Source organism: Leucobacter sp. PH1c, assembly GCF_000633415.1.
Taxonomy (GTDB): Bacteria; Actinomycetota; Actinomycetes; order Actinomycetales; family Microbacteriaceae; genus Leucobacter.
Window position 1 is genome coordinate 119,983 of the sequence record NZ_AYMV01000007.1, and the last position, 17,998, is coordinate 137,980.

Genomic DNA, 17,998 nt, shown 5'->3' on the forward strand with positions numbered 1-17,998 from the left:
CCCTACTTCGAATCCGCCTCGGCGGTCTCCTCTGCGGAGGCCGACTGCTCGCCGCGCGCGCGCCGCACGCGCGCGTCGTGGCGCTTCACCTCGGGCTCGCTCTCGCGCAGGTGCGCGTAAGCGGGGGCCGCGATGAAGATCGTCGAGTAGGCCCCGACGAGGATGCCAATGAACAGCGCGAGGGAGATGTCGCGGAGCGTTCCGGCGCCGAGCATGAAGGCGCCGATGAACAGGATCGAGCCGACGGGCAACAGGGCCACCACGGAGGTGTTGATCGAGCGCACGAGCGTCTGGTTCACGCCGAGATTGACCGCCTCGCCGAAGGTGCGCCGCTCGTTGAGCTCGCCCGGCAGCGTGTTCTCACGGATCTTGTCGAAGACCACGACGGTGTCGTACAGCGAGTAGCCGAGGATCGTGAGGAAGCCGATCATGGCCGCGGGCGTGATCTCGAAGCCGGATATCCCGTAGATGCCGGCCGTGATCACGAGGTCGTGGAGGAGCGCGACGATCGCTGCGAGCGACATCTTCCAGGTGCGGAAGTAGATCGCCATCACGAGCGCCGCGAAGAGGATGAACACGACGAGGGCGATGATCGCCTGGCGCGTGATGTCCTGTCCCCACGCGGGGCCGATGTAGGAGTAGGTGACCTCCTGATCCTCGACGCCGTAGGCCTTCGCGAGCGCGCTCGTGACGGCGCGGTTCTCGGCCTCCTCGAGCGCCTCGGTCTGCACGCGGATGTCGGTCGGGCCAAGCAGGCTGACGCGCGGTGCGCTCTGCGGCAGCACGGTCGCAACCGCCTCTTCGGCGAGCTTCGGATCCCGGTCTGCTCCCTGCGCGAGGTGCACCTGGAACTGGCTGCCGCCCGTGAACTCGATGCCGAAGCTGAAGCCTCCGCGCAGCATCGGGCCGACGATCGAGAGGATGATGAGCACGATCGAGATCGCGTACCAGCGCTTCCGGCGGCCGACGAAGTCGATCGACTTCTCGCCGGTGTAGAGCGCGTTGCCGAACTCTGAGAATGAGCGAGCCATGTCAGCTCTCCTTTCCGGCGGTGGCGCCGGCGGCCTCGGCCGCCTTCCGCTCCGCGATCGTCTGTCGGCGTTCGGCTTCCTTCTGGCTGCGCGCCACCTTCTTGCCCGCACCCTTGCCCGCGACGACGGGCTCGCGGAACTGCGCGCGACCGCGGTACACGGCGCCGAGGCGCTGCGGATCGAGGCCCGAGAAGCGGTGGCCGCTCTGGTAGAAGCGGGTGCGCGCGAGGAGGGTCATCATCGGGTGCGTGAAGAGCGCGACCACGAGGACGTCCACGAGCGTCGTGAGGCCGAGCGTGAACGCGAAGCCCTTCACGTTGCCGACCGCGAGGATGAAGAGGATCACCGCGGCGAGGAAGTTCACGCCGTCGGACGCGAGCACCGTGCGGAACGCGCGCTTCCACCCGTGCTCGACGGCCCGCTCGATCGAGAAGCCGTCGCGCAGCGCGTCGCGGATGCGCTCGAAGTAGACGATGAACGAGTCCGCCGTGAAGCCGACGGCCACGATGATGCCCGCGACACCGGCGAGCGACAGGCGGTAGCCCTGGCGCCACGAGAAGAACGTGAGCAACAGGTACGTCAGCACGCCGGCGATCGCGAGCGAAGCGATCGTGAGCGAGCCGAGCGCGCGGTACTGGAAGAGCGAGTACACGACGACGAGGAGCAGGCCGATAAGGCCGGCGAGCAGGCCGTAGCCGAGCTGGCTCGCACCGAGCGTCGCGGAGATGTCCTCCTGGCTCTGCACCGTGAAGTCGATGGGCAGCGCGCCAAACTTCAGCTGGTCCGCGAGTGCCTGCGCCGACTCCTGCGTGAAGTCGCCGCTGATCGACGGGCGTCCGTCGAGGATCTGGCCCTGCATCTGCGGGGCCGAGAGCACGCGACCGTCGAGCACGAACGCGAACTGGTCCTGCGGCGAGGGCGCGCCGTAGAGGCGCGTGCTGATCTTGCCGAAGGTCTCGGTGCCCTGCTTGTTCATGACGATCTGGATGACCCAGCCACCCGTGGTCGCACCGGTCTGCGTGGTGGCCATCTGCGCGGTGGCATCGGTGATGACGTCGCCGTTGAGTTCGACCGGGCCGAGGATGTACTTCTGGGTGCCCGACTCGTCGCAGGTGATGAGCGGCTCATCGGCCGAGGCGTTGCCCGTCTCGAGTGCCGCATCCGAGGTGCAGGTGAACGCGTCGAACTTGGTCTGCAGGCCCGGGGTGATCCAGGCGAGGTCGCCGGCGCTCTCGGGCTTCGTCTCGGGGAGGATGTCCTCGGGCTTCAGCGCGTCGGCCTTGGCACGCGCCTCCTCGGCGGCCTTCTGGGCCTCGACGCGAGCGTCCTCCGCGGCCTGCTCGGCCTCGGTGAGCGGTACGGGGTCGCCGTTCTCGTCGGTCTTCGGCTCGGGTGCGGGCTGCTGCGTGAGGTCGATGCCGATGCCCGTCGCGAGGACGGGGCGGAAGTCGAGCTTCGCGGAGGCCTCGATGCGCTTCAGCGTCTCTTCGTCGGCCTTGCCGGGGATCGAGACGGAGATGTGCTGGTTGCCCTGCGTGGTGATCTCTGCCTCGGAGACGCCCGCAGCGTCAACGCGCTGGCGAATGATCGAGACCGCCTGCTGCAGCTGCTCGCCGCCGACGGCCTGGCCGTCGGTCTGCTCAGCCGCGAGCAGGATCTGGGTGCCGCCCTGGAGATCGAGGGCCAGTTTCGGCGTCCACGTCGCATCGCTCCTGAACACGCCATAGGTGATCAGGCCCGCGAGGCCCACGAGGAGGACCAATAGGAAGACCAGGGAGCGACGAGCTCCCCGGACGGCTGGAGTGGACGCCAAAACGACTGCTTTCTCTCAGTGCTGGAGTGGAACGGCCGCGGCCGAAGCCGCGGCCCGACGGCTACGCCTTCGGCGTCTGCTCGCCACCCTGCTGGTCGGTGTCCGGGCGCTCGGTCTCCGCGTCGGTCGACGGGCTCTCCGGCTCGGCTGCGGGAGCGTCCTCTGCGGGCGCCTCGGTCGCGGCCTGCTCGGCGGTCCCGTTGGCGATGCGCTCGCCGAACTCGGGATCGTCGTCGGGAGCGAGCGTCGACGTGGGCTCCTCGGCGGGCGCGTCCGTCGGCGTGACGATCTGCGCGATCGCGTTGCGATGAGCGACGAGCGTCGAGGTGCCGCTGCGCACGACGACCTTGTTGTCCTCTTCATCGACGGACTCGATCGTGCCGAAGATGCCGGACTGGAGCATGACCTCCGCCCCCGGACGCAGCCCGTTCTGGAGCTCCTGCATCGCCTGCTGGCGCTTCTTCCCGTTCCGGAACATGAAGAAGATAAGCAGCGCGATCAGCGCAAACATCAGAATGGTAATCGGGTCCATCGGAACTGAGGTCCTTTCGGTGGGCGTGCCCGCGCGGGTGCAGTTGGCACAATCCTTACGAGTCTAGCGCTCGCGCTCCCCGCTGTGCGAGGGTTTTTCCACCGAATCCGCAGCTTTCAGGCGGGCGGCGTGAGGCCCACGTGGTCCCAGCCGAGGCGGGTCGCGATCCGGCCGCGCGGGGTGCGCGTCACGAGGCCCGTGCGCACCAGGAACGGCTCGACCACGGCCTCGATCGTCTCCGCCTCCTCGCCGACGGAGACCGCGAGGGTCGAGAGCCCGACGGGGCCGCCACCGAAGCGCTCGACGATGGCGCGCAGCACCTCGCGGTCGAGCCGGTCGAGGCCGTGCTCGTCGACGTCGTACAGCGCGAGGGCCGCGCGCACCGAGCTCGTGTCCCCCGGCGTTCCGTGGACGAGGCTGTAGTCGCGAACGCGCCGGAGCAGGCGGTTCGCAATGCGCGGGGTGCCGCGGGATCGGCCCGCGATCTCGTCGATGCCCTGCTCGGAGAGCGCGAAGCCGAGGAGGCCCGCCGCTCGGCGCACCACGCTCGCGAGTTCGTCCTCCGCGTAGAACTCGAGGTGTGCGGTGAAGCCGAAGCGGTCGCGCAGCGGGTTCGGGAGCAGGCCCGAGCGCGTGGTCGCACCGACGAGCGTGAATGGCGAGAGCTCGAGCGGGACCGAGGTGGCGCCCGCGCCCTTCCCCACCATGATGTCGACCTTGAAGTCTTCCATGGCGAGGTAGAGCATCTCCTCCGCGCTCCGCGCCATGCGGTGGATCTCGTCGATGAAGAGCACCTCCCCCGGTGTCAGTGCCGACAGCACCGCGGCGAGGTCGCCCGCGTGCTGGATCGCGGGCCCGGAGGTCTGATGGAGGGGCTTGTCGAGTTCGGCGGCGACGATCATGGACAGCGTGGTCTTCCCGAGGCCGGGCGGACCCGCGAGCAGAATGTGGTCCGGCGTGCGCTGCTGGAGGGTCGCGGCGTTCAGCAGCAGCGAGAGCTGGCTGCGCACCTTCGTCTGACCCACGAACTCCTCAAGCGTCGCCGGGCGCAGTGCGCCCTCGTAGCCCTGCTCCGACGGCGCGGCCTGCGCGTTCAGCTCGCCGGTCATCGTGCGGCCCCGCCGCGACCGCCGGGGCGACCAGCCTGGAGCAGCGCGAGCGCCGCGCGCAGGAGCCCGGCGTGCTCCTCAGGAGCTCCGGCCTGGATCGCATCGGCGACCGCGAGCTCGGCGTCCGACTGGCTCCAGCCGAGCCCCACGAGCCCGTCCGCGACGGCGTCGGCTGCGCCCGGAGCCGCGGGGCCGGCGGCGCCGGGCTCGTCTGCGGCCTGGGCGACGGCGTCGAGCTTCCCCGCGAGCGAGACGACGATGAGCTTTGCCGTCTTCGGGCCGATGCCCGACACCTTCCGGAAGGGCTTCTCGTCCTCGGCGGCGACGGCGCGCGCGATCTCCTGCGGTGCGAGCCCGGAGAGCACGCCGAGCGCGCTGCGCGGGCCGACGCCCGACACCGCGATCAGGTGGCCGAAGACGGCGAGCTCGGCCTCCGTCGCGAAGCCGAACAGGGTCAGCGAATCCTCCCGGACCACGAGCGAGGTGTGCAGCGACACCGCATCGCCCGGGTGGAACTGCGCCACCCGGCCGCTCGGCACCTCGACGCGCACGCCGAGACCGCCGAGGCCTACCACCGCCCAGCCCGCGCCAGAGGAGAGCACGGGTCCCTGAATCGAAGCAATCACATCGCCCACCCTAGAGGGGGCCGGAGACGCGAAGGGCCCGCCACTCCGAGACATTCGTACTTTTGTTCGAATTTCTCGGAGCGCGGGCCCCGGCTGCGCGCTGCGGTCTACGCGGTCGCGCCCACCGTCTCTGCGGGAGTCGCGTTGCGGACCGCGCGGTTCACCGAGGAGATGATCGCCTTGAGCGTGGCGCGGCTCGTGTCGGGATCGATCCCGACGCCCCAGAGCCGCTGCCCGTCGACCTCGAGGTCGACGTAGGAGGCCGCGACCGCGTCGCCGCCCGAGCTCATCGCGTGCTCGACGTAGTCGAAGAGCGTCACCTCGTGGCCATCGTCCGTGAGCGCCGCGATGAACGCGTCCACCGGCCCGTTGCCGCGCGCCGTCGCCTGCTTCTGCTCGTCCCCGTCGCGGTAGTCGACCACGAGCTCGGTGACGCCGTCGCCCGTGCTGGTCGCGGCGGTGCGGAAGATCTCATAGCGGCCCCAGCGCTCGGCGTCGGCGTCGCTCGCGGGCAGGTACTCGTCCTGGAAAATCTGCCAGATCGCCTCGCTCGACATCTCGCCGCCCTCGCTGTCCGTCACGCTCTGCACGACCGCGCTGAACTCGATCTGCAGGCGGCGCGGGAGATCCAGCGAGTGGTCGGTCTTCAGCAGGTAGGCGACACCGCCCTTGCCCGACTGCGAGTTGACGCGGATCACGGCCTCGTACGAGCGGCCCAGATCCTTCGGATCGACGGGCAGATAGGGAACCGCCCACTCGATGTCGTCGATCGACGTGCCCGCGGCCTCGGCGTCGCGCGCCATCCGTTCGAAGCCCTTCTTGATCGCGTCCTGGTGCGATCCCGAGAAGGCCGTGTAGACCAGGTCGCCCGCCCACGGGCTGCGCTCGGGCACCCGCAGCTGGTTGCAGTACTCGGCCGTGCGGCGCACCTCGTCGAGACGGGAGAAATCGATCATCGGGTCGATCCCCTGGGTGAACATGTTGATGCCGAGCGCGACGAGATCGACGTTGCCCGTGCGCTCGCCATTACCGAAGAGGCAGCCCTCGATGCGATCGGCGCCCGCGAGGTAGCCCAGCTCGGCGGCGGCCACGCCGGTGCCGCGGTCGTTGTGCGGGTGCAGCGAGAGGATCACGTTCTCGCGGTGGTTCAGGTTGCGGCCCATCCACTCGATCGAGTCGGCGTACACGTTCGGCGTCGCCATCTCGACGGTCGCGGGCAGGTTGATGATGACCTTCCGCTCCGGCGTGGGCTCGAAGACCTCGAGCACGGCGTTGCAGACCTCAGCCGCGTACTCAAGCTCCGTGCCGGTGTACGACTCGGGCGAGTACTCGTAATAGATCTCGGTGCCCGCGGCGATGTGCTCGGCCGCCTTGCAGAGCTTCGCCCCCTCGACGGCGATCTGCTTGATCCCCTCGCGATCCGAGCGGAACACGACGTCGCGCTGCAGGATCGAGGTGGAGTTGTAGAGGTGCACGATCGCCTGCTTCGCGCCGATCAGCGCCTCGTAGGTGCGAGTGATCAGGTGCTCGCGGGCCTGCGTCAGCACCTGGATCGTGACATCGTCAGGGATCGCGTTCTCTTCGATGAGCTGGCGCACGAAGTCGAAGTCGGTCTGGCTCGCCGAGGGGAAGCCGACCTCGATCTCCTTGTAGCCCATCTTGACGAGCAGATCGAACATGATCCGCTTGCGCTCGGGGCTCATCGGATCGATCAGCGCCTGGTTGCCGTCGCGCAGATCAACGGCGCACCAGCGGGGCGCCTCGGTGATCCGCTTCGTGGGCCACGTGCGATCCGGAAGGTCCACGGGAATGATCTCGTGGAACGGGCGGTAGCGGTGGATCGGCATACCGGAGGGCTGCTGCATGTTCTTCATGGGCTCGTCTTTCTCGTCAGATTCAGTATCGCTCAGCCAAACACGAACGCCGCGACGAGGGAGGCCTGAGAACTAGGACTCGTCGCGGCAGCTAAGGAGAAGCGAGCCGAACAGCATGCGACCACCCTATCACGCACGCCAGCCCACCTCGCTCCCCGCGTCCGTCCGCTGTCCTGCGTAGGCTGGTGCCATGCCAGCTTTCTCCAGGCCCCGCCCGCGACGCCCGCTGCTCGCGCGCCTCGGTCTCGTCGCGTCCGCCCTGCTCGCGCTCGTCGCGCTTCCGCTCGGCGCCGCCGCTCACGCCGCCGAAGCCGACGTCGACGCGTTCCGCTACTCCTCCTGGCATGTCGCGGTCGCACTCGACACGCGGGACGACGGGCGCGCGGTCGCGCGGATCGAGGAGCGGATCACCGCGGAGTTCCCCGAGACGGATCAGAACCGCGGCATCGTCCGCGGCATCCCGGACGTCTACCAGGGAGCGCGCACGGATCCCCGCGAGGTCGCGGTGACCGATGGCTCGGGCGCCCCAGTGCCGTTCGAGCTCGACACCGTGAGCTCCGACTCGGGAGACGACTTCCTCGCGGTCCTCACGGGCGACGACCGCTTCGTGCACGGCTCACAGGAGTACGTGATCAGCTACACGCTCGATGACGTGGTGCTCGCGCGAGACGACGGCGCAGCGGACGAGTTCTACTGGGATCTGGTGCCCTTCACCCGCGCCCAGCCGATCGACGCGTTCAGCGCCGAGGTCGCCTTCTCCCCCGGGCTCGCGGAGCAGCTCACCGGTCACTCACGGTGCTACGTGGGCCTCACGGGCGCCACGAGCGAGTGCGCGGTGACGCAGGGCGAGCGGAGCGTGACGATCGCGCCGATCACGCTCGCGCCGGACGAGGGGGTCAGCGTCGCGGTCGGGCTCGCGCCCGGCGCTGTGGTGCAGCCGGCGGAGCGCCTTCCGAACTTCGCGCTCGATACGCTCCCGCTCCTCCTCGGCGGCGGAGCGGTCGCCGTCGGCGGCGCGGGGGCGATCGCCATCGCGGGCCTCGGCCGGCGGCGGCGCGGCACGCGCCCCGTCGTCGCGCAGTACGAGGTTCCGCACGACCTGCCGCCCCTCCTCGCGGGCCCGCTCGTGAGCAGCGCGCACCCGACTCCCCCCGCCGAGCTCGTGCATCTCGCACTGCTCGGCGCCACGCGCGTGGAGGAGGTCCCTCGCCCGGACGGCCGACCGCGGAAGCGGCCCAAGCTGGCGTTCCGCCTCCTCGATCCGATGCGCGCCGCCGATCCGCTCGACGGCGAGGCCGTCGACGCGCTCTTCCCCGCGCGCACGCCGAACTCGGTGTTCGAGCTGCCCAAGGAGAGCAGCAGCTTCGCGGCGCAGATGGACGCGCTCGCCGCGCGCGGCCCGGCCGAGGCGCTCGCCCGCGGCTATCAGGAGAAGGTGCGCAGCCGCCTGGGCCGCTGGCTCGGCTGGACGAGCATCGCGCTCGGCCTCGGGGTGCTCGGTCTCGCGATCGCCGGCATCGGCACCCGGCTCTCGGCCACCCCCTTCATCGGGTTCCTCTTCGCCGTTCTCGCGCTCGTTCTCGGCGTCATCGGAATCGTGAAGCATCGGGTGCTCACACCGCGGGGCGCCGAGGCCAGGAATCTCCTCCTCGGGGTGAAGGAGTTCATCCGTGTCGCCGAGGCAGACCGCATCGCCATGCTCCAGGCGGCGAGCACGGCCGAGCGCCGCACGATCGAGGGCGCCGAGGTCATTGAGCTCTACGAGCGGCTACTCCCCTACGCGATGCTGTTCGGCCTCGAGAAGGAGTGGGGCCGCGCCCTCGCCACGCGCTACGAGGCGGAGCCCGGGTACCTGCCGCTCTGGTACCCCGGGGTCCTCACCACGGGACTCGGCGGGCTCGATCGCGCAGTCTCTCAGCTGACCAGCTCCCTCGCGAACGCGACGAGCACCTCCTCGAGCAGCGCGGGCGGTTCGACCGGCGGCGGCTTCGCGGGCGGCGGAGGCGGCGGCGGCTTCGCGGGCGGGAGGTAGCGCCCGTCCGCTCCCCGGCAGAACAAAAGGGGAGCCGCCTCGCCGAACCGCGGACCCCCGGCGAGGGGGTCTGCGACGGCGAGGCGGCTCCCCTGCGCGTCGTACTGCGGGAACCGCTACGCGGTTCGTCCCCGGAACTGGGCCGAGCCGTAGCCGAGGATGAAGTAGCCGATCGGGTTGAGCAGCCAGAGCAGGAACACGGAGAAGACGCCGCCCTTGCCGAAGCTCTCGCCCATCCGCAGCGCCACGAAGATGCCGAAGATGAAGTTCACGATCGGGATCAGGTACAGGAGCGTCATCCAGGCCGAGTAGCCCGCGACCTTCACCAGGATGAAGATGTTCACGATCGGAATCAGCGCGAGGATCCCCGGGTAGCCCGCCTTCGAGAAGACGCGCCACAGTGCGATCGCCGTGAGCACGTACCAGATCAGCGCAGCGAACCCGCTCACCTGCCCGAGAGCGGTGAAGTCGGCCTGTTCGGTGATGTCGTCCATCAGTCTCTCTCCCCCGCTTCCACCCTGAAAGCGTTAGAACCCGAGCTTACCGAGCGCCTTCGGATCGCGCTGCCATTCCTTCAGCACCTTGACGCGGAGCGAGAGGTAGACGCGTCGACCGATCAGCGATTCGATCTCGCGACGGGCGCGCTCGCCCACCTGCCGCAGGCGGGAGCCGCCCTTGCCGATGACGATGCCCTTCTGGCTGTCGCGCTCCACGTAGAGCGATGCGTAGATCTCGAGCAGACCGGGGGTGCCGTCCTCCGCGGGATCCCGCTCGACCCGGTCGTCGACCGTCGCGGCGAGCGAGTGCGGCAGTTCGTCGCGAACGCCGTCAAGCGCCGCCTCGCGGATGAGCTCGGCGATGCGGTCGTCCTCGCTCTCCTCGGTGGTCTCCTCCGAGTCGTAGAGCGGCGGGGACACGGGCATGAGTTCGAGCAGCACGTCCGAGAGCACGTCGAGCTGCTCATGGGTCACCGAGGAGATCGGTACGACCGCGTCCCACTCGCGCAGCATGCCGAGACGGGTGAGCTGGTCGATGATCTCGCCCTGCGACGCCTGATCGACCTTCGTGAGGATCGCGACCTTCTTCGCGCGGGGGAAGTCGTCGAGGCGCTCGTTGATGAAGCGGTCGCCGGGGCCGAGCTTCTCGGTCGCGGGCACGCAGAACCCGATCACGTCGACGTCGCCGAGGGTCGACTCCACGAGCGCGTTGAGCCGCTCGCCGAGCAGGGTGCGCGGGCGATGGATGCCGGGCGTGTCGACGATGATGAGCTGGCCGTTCGGCCGGTGCGCGATGCCGCGAATTGCACGTCGCGTGGTCTGCGGCTTCGGGCTCGTAATGGCGATCTTCTCGCCGACGAGCGCGTTCGTGAGCGTCGACTTGCCGACGTTCGGGCGCCCCACGAAGGACACGAAGCCCGCGCGGAACTCGCGCTCCTCGGCGGCGGCCGCCGTCTCAGGCCCCGCCTCCTCGCGGGGCTCGTTCATCTGCGGTTCGGTCATGCGTCGTCCTCCGAGTCGGTGTCGCCCAGCCAGCGGGCTTCGACGGCCAGCAGGCGCTGCCGTCGGCGTTCAAGCGCGGCGGCCGTGAGGCCGATCCCCGCGACGGTCACGGTGTCGCCCTGCTCCGGCAGCCGGCCGAGCGCTTTCGCGAACAGCCCGCCCACGGTGTCGACCTCATCGTCGTCGAGCTCGATGTCGAAGAGCTCGCCGAGATCGGTGACCGAGAGCCGCGCGCTCACGAGGTAGGAGCCGTCATCCTGCTCCGCGGCCTCGGGCACGTCGCGATCGTACTCGTCGCTGATCTCGCCGAGCAGTTCCTCGATGAGGTCCTCGAGCGTCACGAGGCCCGAGATCCCCCCGTACTCGTCGACGACGAGCGCGAGGTGATTCGCCTCCTGCTGCATCTGGCGGAGGAGCTTGTCGGCGTGCTGGGTCTCCGGCACGAACACCGCGGGCTTCATCACGCGGGTCACGGGCGAGGTGAGCGCCTCCTCGGTGCGACGGAGGTGGAAGCCGCTCAGGTCGCGCAGGTACGCGATCCCCACCACGTCGTCCACGTCGCCGGAGATCACCGGGAACCGGGAGTGGCGTGAGGAGAGCACCGTGTCGAGCGCCTCGCGCACGGTCGCGGTGCTGTCGAGGGTCACCATGTCGATCCGGGGCACCATCACCTCGCGCACGAGGGTGTCCCCGAACTCGACGATCGAGTGGATGTACTCGCGGTCGTCGTCTTCGAGGAGCGCCTGCTCGGCGGCCTGATCGACCATCGAGAGCAGCTGCTGCTCGTCGCGGATGCGGGCGCTGCTCTCGCCGCGACCGGGCGTCACCCGGTCGCCGAAGCGCTTCAGGGCGATCGCGATGGGCCCGAGGATCACGGTGATCCCCCGGATCGTCGGCGCGGCGAAGCGGATCACGCGGTCCGGGTGATGCGTGCCGACGGTGCGCGGGCTCGAACCGACGAGCACGAAGGTGAGCGCGGTCATCACGAGCGTCGCGATCACGAGCTCCAGCCAGAGCTCGTCGAGCGAGTAGGCGAGCACGAGGGTGATGAGCACCGCTGCGAGCGTCTCGGCGAACACGCGGGCGAAGCTCAGCGCGTTCGCGTGCCGGCTCTCGTCCTCCGCGATGGCGCGGATCGCCGCGCCCGTGCGGGGCGACGCTTCGGCGAGTGCGAGCAGCTCGGCGCGCGAGCGCACCCCGAGCGCGGCGTCCGCGGCGGCGAGCAGTCCGCCGCTCGCCAGCAGGATGACGGCCGCGCCGAGGAGCAGGGCGGCGAGCCCGGGGCTCATCGTGCGCGCTCGCGCATGGCGAACGCGAGGAGCAGGTCGCGCTGGAGCCCGAACATCTCGGCCTCCTCGTCCGGCGTCGCGTGGTCGAAACCGAGCAAGTGGAGCATGCCGTGGGTGAGCAGCACCGAGATTTCCTGCGCCAGGTCGTGGCCCGCGGCCTCGGCCTGGGCCTCGGCGACCTGCGGGCAGATCACGATGTCGCCGAGGAGGCCGGCGGGGGTCTGCGCGTCGACGCGGCCCGGTCGGAGCTCGTCCATCGGGAAGCTCAGCACATCGGTGGGGCCGGGCTCATCCATCCACTGGACATGGAGCCGCTCGATCGCGGCCTCATCGACCAGCACGACACCCAGCTCCGTGTCGGGGTGCACATGCATCGACTCGAGCACGAAGGCCGCGAGCCGCTGCATCCGGCTCTCCTCGATCGCGATGTCGGACTCGTTGTTGATCTCAACGCTCATCCTGTGCCTCCTCGGCGGTTGCTGGTGCGGAGCCGCGCGACGCCTCGGGGCGTTCGGCCGCGCGGTGCTCCTCGAATGCGGTGTAGGCGTCGACGATGCGGCCCACGAGGCTGTGGCGCACGATGTCGTCGGCGCCGAGCTCGGCGAAGTGGATGTCGTCGACGCCGCGCAGAATGCGGTTCACCACGCGGAGACCGCTTGCGCGAACCGGCAGGTCGACCTGCGTGATGTCGCCCGTGACGACCATCTTCGACCCGTAGCCGAGCCGGGTGAGGAACATCTTCATCTGCTCGGGCGTCGTGTTCTGCGCCTCGTCCAGGATCACGAAGGCCTCGTTCAGCGTGCGGCCGCGCATGTAGGCGAGCGGCGCCACCTCGATCGTGCCGCTTGCGAGCAGCTTCGGCACGAGGTCAGCGTCCATCATGGAGCCGATCGCGTCGAAGAGCGGCCGCAGGTACGGATCGATCTTGTCCTCGAGGCTGCCGGGCAGGTATCCGAGGCGTTCGCCCGCCTCGACGGCGGGCCGCGTCAGGATGATCTTCGCGACCTCGCGTCGCTGCAGCGCCTGCACGGCCTTGGCCATTGCGAGGTAGGTCTTGCCGGTGCCCGCGGGGCCGATCCCGAACACGATCGTGTTCGCGTCGATCGCGTCGACGTAGGCGCGCTGGCCACGGGTCTGCGGGCGCACGGAGTTGCCGCGCACCGTGAGGATGGGCTCGCTGAGCACCTGCGCCGCGGTCGCGCCGCTGCCCTCTTGGACCATGCGGGTCACCTCTCTCACGTCGTTTCCCGACACGGGACCGCTGCGACGAGCGATGTCGAGGATCCCGAGCACGACCGCTTCGGCCGCGCGCACCTCGGCGGCGGGGCCGCGAAGGGTCAGCACCTCATCGCGCGCGTGGAACGTCACGCCGGGGTGCTGCGCCTCGAGATCGCGGATGAGCTGATCCCGGTGGCCGAGGAACGACGCCAGGTCGACGCCGCGCAGCAGGAGCGTCCGCTGCAGCTGCGCGGGAACGGGCCCCGACTGGGGCGCGGGTGGTTCAGGCTCCACCGAGCGAACCCTCCTCCAGGCCGCCCGCGAGCACGTGCGCGTGCACGTGGAAGACCGTCTGTCCGGCGGACGCGCCGCTGTTGAACACCAGGCGGAACTCCCCGTTCGCGTGCTCGGACGCGAGCTGCTTCGCGACGGCCACCATCTCGGCGAGCGTCTCGGGCTCGGCCGCGGCGAGCTCCACGACGTTGTCGTACGCGGTCGTCTTCGGGATCACGAGGATGTGCACGGGAGCCTGGGGGTGCATGTCCGGGAACGCGATCACGCGGTCCGTCTCCGCGAGGAGCTCGACGGGGATCTCCCCGGAGACGATCTTGCCGAACACGGTGTCTGCTGCCATGTCCACCAGTCTACGCCAGGGCTGCCAGGACGGGCCGCACGCGCGCGCTCACCAGCGCCCCAGCGCGACGTTCAGCACGGCGAGCGCCGCCGGGCCCGCACTCGAGGTGCGGAGCACCGTGGCGCCGAGCACCACGATCTCGGCCCCCGCCGCCGCGAGTCTCGCGAGCTCGTCGTCCGAGAAGCCGCCCTCCGGCCCGATCACGATCTGGATCTCGGTGAACGCGGCAAGGTCCGCCGAGCCGGCCCACGCGCTGAGCGAGGCCTCCCCCCGCGGGTGGAGGATGAGCACGGCGGTGCCGGGCCGGGCGGCGTCGGCGCAGAGCTCGGCGATCCCGATCGGCGCCGACACCTCGGGCAGCCAGGGCCGCAGCGATTGCTTCGCCGCCTCGCGCGCGATGCGGCGCCACTTCGCCGAGCCGCGCTCCGCCTTCTCGGCACCCGCCCATCGGGACACCGAGCGCTCGGCCTCCCAGGGCGAGATCGCGTCCACGCCGAACTCGGTCGCCTGCTCAACGGCGCGCTCGTCGCGGTCGCCCTTCGCGAGTGCCTGGACCAGACGCAGCCGCGTGCCGGGCGCTGGGTGCTGCGCGGCCGCATCGATCCGCACGGCAAAGCGCTGCTTGCCGAGCTCGACCACTTCGCCCTCCGCGAGCGCGCCGGCTCCGTTCCCCACAAGGATCCGCTCGCCCAACCGCAGCCGGCTCACCCGCACGGCGTGGTGCGCCTCGTCGCCGTCGAACTCGACAACGGCCCCGAGCGCGAACGCGTCGTCAGCGAGCGCCTCGCGGTAGTAGAGGTTCGCCACGCTCAGCCCTGACGGAAGAAGCGGTCCCGGATCTTCCCGAAGAAGCCCTGGTGGAACTCGCCGAGGTGGGGCGGGTCGTCCTTCCGAAGCGTGGCGAACTGGCGCACCAGATCCTTCTCACGCCCCGAGAGCTTCTGCGGCGTCACGACCTGCACGGCGATCTTCAGATCACCGCGGGAGGTGCTGCGCAGTCCCTGGATGCCGCGGCCGCGAACGGTGATGACATCGCCCGACTGGACGCCGGCCGTCACCTCGGTCTCGACCGTGCCGTCGAGCCCGTCCAGGCTCGCCTCTGCGCCGAGGATCGCGTCGGCCATCGAGACCTGCATGGTGCACAGGAGATCGTTGCCGTCGCGGCTGAAGGTGTCGTGGTGCATCACTCGGAACTCGATGAACAGGTCGCCGTTCGGGCCGCCGCCGGGGCCGACCTCGCCGCCGCCGCGCATCTGCAGGCGCGTGCCGGTGTCGATGCCCGAGGGAACGTCGACGTTGAGGGTGCGGCGCTCGCGCACGCGTCCCTTCCCCGCGCACTCCACGCAGGGGTGCTCGATCACGGTGCCATAGCCCTGGCAGCTGCCGCAGGGGTGCATCGTCATGACGTTGCCGAAGAGCGAGCGCACCTGACGCTGCACCTGGCCCTGCCCTCCGCACACATCGCAGGTGACGGGGTGCGTGCCGGGCTGCGTGCAGCTGCCCTGGCAGACCGAGCACAGCACCGCCGTGTTGATCGTCACCTCGCGCTGCACGCCGAAGATCACGTCCTCGAGCGCGACGTCGACGCGGATCATCGCGTCATCCCCGCGCTCGGCCCGGGATCGCGGACCGCGCTGGCCGCCGCCGAAGCCGCCGCCGAAGAACGTCTCGAAGATGTCACCGAAGCCGTTCGCGCCGCCCTGACCGCCGCCCATGTCGTAGCGCTGGCGCTGCTCGGGATCGCTCAGCACGTCGTACGCGTGCGTCACGCCCTTGAAGCGCTCAGCCGCGTCCTCGCTCGGGTTCACGTCGGGGTGCAGCTCGCGTGCGAGGCGACGGTACGCCTTCTTGATCTCCTCGGGCGTCGCCTCGCGCGATACGCCCAGCGTCTCGTAGTGATCGGCCACGGGTGGTACTCCTCAGGATTGTGACGGCGTCGGGATGCAGGAGGGAGCCCGGCGGGCTACCGCTCCTCCCCCAGGAATCGATTCAGGTAGCGGGCGACGGCGCGCACGGCCGCGATGTTGCCGGCGTAGTCCATGCGGAGCGGGCCGAGCACGCCGAGCTTCGAGACCGACGCGCCCTCCTCCTCGTAGTTGGAGGCGATCACCGAGGCGGCCGAGAGGCCGTAGGCGCGGTTCTCACGGCCGATGGATGCGGTGACGTCGCGGCCGTCCTGCACGAGCTCGTCGAACAGGCGGAGCAGCGTGACCTGCTCCTCGATCGCCTCGAGCACGACGGGGAGGGCGCCCTGGAACTCGCCCGGGCGGGAAAGGTTCGCGGCGCCCGCGACCGCGATCCGCTCGGTGCGGTTGGCGCGCAGCTGCGTCTCGACGACGTCGAGCACGCGGCGCACGAGCTCCGCTTCGTCCGGCGTGGACCACGCGTCCACCTGCGCGGACAGCTCACCGATCGCGGCGGCGGCGGCCTCCACGTCGGCGCCCACGGCGTGCGCGGCGATCCGGTCGCGCAGCCCGTGCACCCATGCTTCCGTCACCTGCGCGGCGGGCAGCCAGGCGATCTGCTGCTCGACCACGCCGCTCCCGAGGATGAGGACGCAGAGCACGCGGTCCTCCGCGATGGCGACGAGGTCGATGTGGCGCACGAGCGTGCGGCGGAGCGACGGGTACTGCGCCACGGCGACCTGGTTGGTCAGCTGCGCGAGCAGTCTGACCGTGCGCCCCATGACGTCGTGGAGATCGCTCGACTCGCCGAGGAACCGCTCGATCGCCGTGCGCTGCGCCGCCGTGAGGGGGCGCACCTTCGCGAGCGTGTCGACGTAGAGCCGGTAGCCCTTGTCCGTGGGCACCCGGCCCGAGGAGGTGTGCGGCTGCGCGATCAGCTCGTCGTCCTCGAGCAGCGCCATGTCGTTCCGGATCGTCGCGGCCGAGACGCCGAACTGGTGCCGGTCCACGATCGCCTTCGAGCCGACGGGCTCGTTGGAGGAGACGTAATCGCTCACGATCGCGTGCAGGACGGCGAGGCTGCGCTCCGAAACCACTGACCCTCCTTGCACGATCCGAATGGGTTGGCACTCCCGAACCCTGAGTGCTAAGTCTAGCGCAGCGCCCCGCGGGCGCACGGCGGCTCGCTGAGAGCGAACCGGCGCTTCACCCGCCGAGCAGGCGGTGCACAACGGTGTCGGCGAGCAGCCGCCCGCGCAGCGTCGGCACGATCCGTCCGGCGATCGCCGCGCGCCCGTCGACGAGCCCGTCGGCGATGAGCTGCGGCACGGCGCGACGTTCCTCGGGCGTGAGCGTCTCCGTCGCGAGTCCCTCGGCGATCCGCGTCTCGAGCAGCACCCGCTCCTCGCGGCGCGCCTCGGGCGTGAGTGTCTCGCGCGCGTGGGCGGGCGAGATCTCGGCGTGCACGCGACTCGCGTAGGCGCCGGGGTGCTTCACGTTCCACCAGCGCACGCCGCCGATGTGGCTGTGCGCGCCGGGGCCGGCCGCCCACCAGTCCTCCCCCGTCCAGTAGGAGAGGTTATGGCGGGACCGTGTCTCGGGCGAGCGCGACCAGTTGCTGATCTCGTACCACTCGAGCCCCGCCGCACGGAAGCGCGCATCAGCCAACTCGTACATCTCGGCGTGGAGATCCTCGTCGGGCTCTGCGACCTCGCCGCGCCGGATCTGGCCCGCGAGCTTCGTGCCGGTCTCCACGATGAGCGCGTAGGCGGAGATGTGATCCGGGTCGCAGGCGAGCGCCGCGTCGAGCGAGCGCTCCCAATCGGCGAGCGACTCACCCGGCGTGCCGTAGATGAGGTCGACGCTCACCTGCAGCCCGGCCTCCTTCACCCAGGCCACGACCTGCGGCACGCGCTCGGGCGTGTGCGTGCGATCGAGCGTACGGAGCACGTGCGGCACGGCCGACTGCATTCCCACGCTCACTCGCGTGAAGCCCGCCGCGGCGAGCTCCTGCAGGTATGCGGCGTCGACCGAGTCGGGGTTCGCCTCGGTGGTCACCTCGGCGCCGGGCGCGAGGCCCCACTCCGAGCGAATCGTGCCGAGCATCGCGGTGAGGTCCGATGCGGGCAGCAGCGTGGGCGTGCCGCCGCCGAAGAAGACCGTGGAGACGGGCCGCTCGGGCAGGCCTGCCTCGCGCAGCACGCGTGCGCCGAAGCCGAGCTCCCACTGCACCTGCTCGGCGTACTCGTCGCGGCGGGTGCCGCCGAGCTCGCTCGCCGTGTACGTGTTGAAGTCGCAGTAGCCGCACCGCACCCGGCAGTAGGGCACGTGGACGTAGACGCCGAAGCGCCGGTCCTCGGCTCCCGCCAGAACGCTCGCGGGGAGTGCGCCGTTCTCCGGTGCCGGGTCGCCCTCAGGCAGTGCGCTGGGCATCGCG

General features: G+C 70.3%; 17 protein-coding genes. 1 reads left to right on the forward strand and 16 read right to left on the reverse strand.

Translation table 11 applies throughout. The features are described 5' to 3' along the window. Positions 1 to 2 precede the first annotated feature (2 nt). The 6 genes from secF to leuA all read right to left on the reverse strand — a co-directional run bounded on the left by secF (position 3) and on the right by leuA (position 6,985). Complete coding sequence (secF, locus tag U874_RS0102320) at positions 3 to 1,031, reverse strand: protein translocase subunit SecF (protein ID WP_025132938.1); 1,029 nt, start codon at positions 1,029 to 1,031, stop codon at positions 3 to 5. Between the two features lies 1 nt (position 1,032). Further along, positions 1,033 to 2,844, reverse strand: a complete 1,812-nt coding sequence (gene secD / locus U874_RS0102325) for a protein translocase subunit SecD (protein WP_025132939.1) — start codon at positions 2,842 to 2,844, stop codon at positions 1,033 to 1,035. A gap of 61 nt (positions 2,845 to 2,905) precedes the next feature. After that, positions 2,906 to 3,376 (reverse strand): preprotein translocase subunit YajC, encoded by a 471-nt coding sequence (gene yajC, locus U874_RS0102330; RefSeq protein ID WP_025132940.1) that lies wholly within the window; start codon positions 3,374 to 3,376, stop codon positions 2,906 to 2,908. Positions 3,377 to 3,492: 116 nt separating this feature from the next. After that, the gene (gene ruvB / locus U874_RS0102335) at positions 3,493 to 4,485 is read right to left on the reverse strand and encodes a Holliday junction branch migration DNA helicase RuvB (RefSeq protein ID WP_025132941.1); all 993 of its coding nucleotides are present in this window, start codon (positions 4,483 to 4,485) and stop codon (positions 3,493 to 3,495) included. After that, complete coding sequence (gene ruvA / locus U874_RS0102340; RefSeq protein WP_025132942.1) at positions 4,482 to 5,111, reverse strand: Holliday junction branch migration protein RuvA; 630 nt, start codon at positions 5,109 to 5,111, stop codon at positions 4,482 to 4,484. Before ruvA ends, ruvB begins: the two co-directional genes overlap by 4 nt. Positions 5,112 to 5,218: 107 nt before the next feature. Next, positions 5,219 to 6,985: a 2-isopropylmalate synthase gene (gene leuA / locus U874_RS0102345; protein ID WP_025132943.1), complete on the reverse strand. Its 1,767-nt coding sequence runs from the start codon at positions 6,983 to 6,985 to the stop codon at positions 5,219 to 5,221. A 190-nt stretch (positions 6,986 to 7,175) separates the two neighbouring features. On the opposite strand from leuA, the gene U874_RS0102350 reads away from it, so the two are divergent. Continuing rightward, entirely contained in the window at positions 7,176 to 9,017 is a 1,842-nt protein-coding gene (locus tag U874_RS0102350; RefSeq protein ID WP_025132944.1) for a DUF2207 domain-containing protein, read from the forward strand. Positions 9,018 to 9,133: 116 nt separating this feature from the next. Here the strand turns inward: U874_RS0102350 and U874_RS0102355 are convergent, their stop codons facing one another. From U874_RS0102355 to hemW, 10 genes are all read right to left on the reverse strand, one after another. Beyond that, the gene (locus tag U874_RS0102355; RefSeq protein WP_029987454.1) at positions 9,134 to 9,511 is read right to left on the reverse strand and encodes a DUF5684 domain-containing protein; all 378 of its coding nucleotides are present in this window, start codon (positions 9,509 to 9,511) and stop codon (positions 9,134 to 9,136) included. Positions 9,512 to 9,544: 33 nt separating this feature from the next. Further along, a complete protein-coding gene (gene era, locus U874_RS0102360) occupies positions 9,545 to 10,501 on the reverse strand; it encodes a GTPase Era (RefSeq protein WP_051582769.1) in 957 nt (318 codons plus the stop codon). Positions 10,502 to 10,512: 11 nt separating this feature from the next. Beyond that, a complete protein-coding gene (locus tag U874_RS0102365; protein ID WP_025132947.1) occupies positions 10,513 to 11,805 on the reverse strand; it encodes a hemolysin family protein in 1,293 nt (430 codons plus the stop codon). Continuing rightward, positions 11,802 to 12,263 (reverse strand): rRNA maturation RNase YbeY, encoded by a 462-nt coding sequence (gene ybeY / locus U874_RS0102370; RefSeq protein ID WP_025132948.1) that lies wholly within the window; start codon positions 12,261 to 12,263, stop codon positions 11,802 to 11,804. The genes U874_RS0102365 and ybeY overlap by 4 nt, the downstream gene beginning before the upstream one ends. Continuing rightward, positions 12,253 to 13,317 (reverse strand): PhoH family protein, encoded by a 1,065-nt coding sequence (locus tag U874_RS0102375; protein ID WP_025132949.1) that lies wholly within the window; start codon positions 13,315 to 13,317, stop codon positions 12,253 to 12,255. The genes ybeY and U874_RS0102375 overlap by 11 nt, the downstream gene beginning before the upstream one ends. Continuing rightward, entirely contained in the window at positions 13,307 to 13,657 is a 351-nt protein-coding gene (locus tag U874_RS0102380) for an HIT domain-containing protein (RefSeq protein ID WP_025132950.1), read from the reverse strand. The genes U874_RS0102375 and U874_RS0102380 overlap by 11 nt, the downstream gene beginning before the upstream one ends. Positions 13,658 to 13,705: 48 nt before the next feature. Further along, entirely contained in the window at positions 13,706 to 14,464 is a 759-nt protein-coding gene (locus U874_RS0102385; protein WP_025132951.1) for a 16S rRNA (uracil(1498)-N(3))-methyltransferase, read from the reverse strand. Between the two features lie 2 nt (positions 14,465 to 14,466). Beyond that, positions 14,467 to 15,564 carry a molecular chaperone DnaJ gene (gene dnaJ, locus U874_RS0102390; RefSeq protein WP_025132952.1) on the reverse strand — a complete coding sequence of 366 codons (1,098 nt, stop codon included), beginning with the start codon at positions 15,562 to 15,564 and terminating at the stop codon, positions 14,467 to 14,469. A 56-nt stretch (positions 15,565 to 15,620) separates the two neighbouring features. After that, entirely contained in the window at positions 15,621 to 16,658 is a 1,038-nt protein-coding gene (hrcA, locus tag U874_RS0102395; RefSeq protein ID WP_025132953.1) for a heat-inducible transcriptional repressor HrcA, read from the reverse strand. 109 nt (positions 16,659 to 16,767) lie between these two features. Next, entirely contained in the window at positions 16,768 to 17,994 is a 1,227-nt protein-coding gene (gene hemW / locus U874_RS0102400; protein WP_025132954.1) for a radical SAM family heme chaperone HemW, read from the reverse strand. Between the last annotated feature and the right edge of the window lie 4 nt (positions 17,995 to 17,998).

Bases quoted from the DNA above. Each gene is read 5' to 3' on its own strand.
- ruvB (WP_025132941.1), bottom strand. From the start codon at position 4,485: ATGACCGGCGAGCTGAACGCGCAGGCCGCGCCGTCGGAGCAGGGCTAC.
- yajC (WP_025132940.1), bottom strand. From the start codon at position 3,376: ATGGACCCGATTACCATTCTGATGTTTGCGCTGATCGCGCTGCTTATC.
- leuA (WP_025132943.1), bottom strand. From the start codon at position 6,985: ATGAAGAACATGCAGCAGCCCTCCGGTATGCCGATCCACCGCTACCGC.
- U874_RS0102380 (WP_025132950.1), bottom strand. From the start codon at position 13,657: ATGGCAGCAGACACCGTGTTCGGCAAGATCGTCTCCGGGGAGATCCCC.
- U874_RS0102350 (WP_025132944.1), top strand. From the start codon at position 7,176: ATGCCAGCTTTCTCCAGGCCCCGCCCGCGACGCCCGCTGCTCGCGCGC.
- U874_RS0102355 (WP_029987454.1), bottom strand. From the start codon at position 9,511: ATGGACGACATCACCGAACAGGCCGACTTCACCGCTCTCGGGCAGGTG.
- era (WP_051582769.1), bottom strand. From the start codon at position 10,501: ATGAACGAGCCCCGCGAGGAGGCGGGGCCTGAGACGGCGGCCGCCGCC.
- hemW (WP_025132954.1), bottom strand. From the start codon at position 17,994: ATGCCCAGCGCACTGCCTGAGGGCGACCCGGCACCGGAGAACGGCGCA.
- secF (WP_025132938.1), bottom strand. From the start codon at position 1,031: ATGGCTCGCTCATTCTCAGAGTTCGGCAACGCGCTCTACACCGGCGAG.
- U874_RS0102365 (WP_025132947.1), bottom strand. From the start codon at position 11,805: ATGAGCCCCGGGCTCGCCGCCCTGCTCCTCGGCGCGGCCGTCATCCTG.
- ybeY (WP_025132948.1), bottom strand. From the start codon at position 12,263: ATGAGCGTTGAGATCAACAACGAGTCCGACATCGCGATCGAGGAGAGC.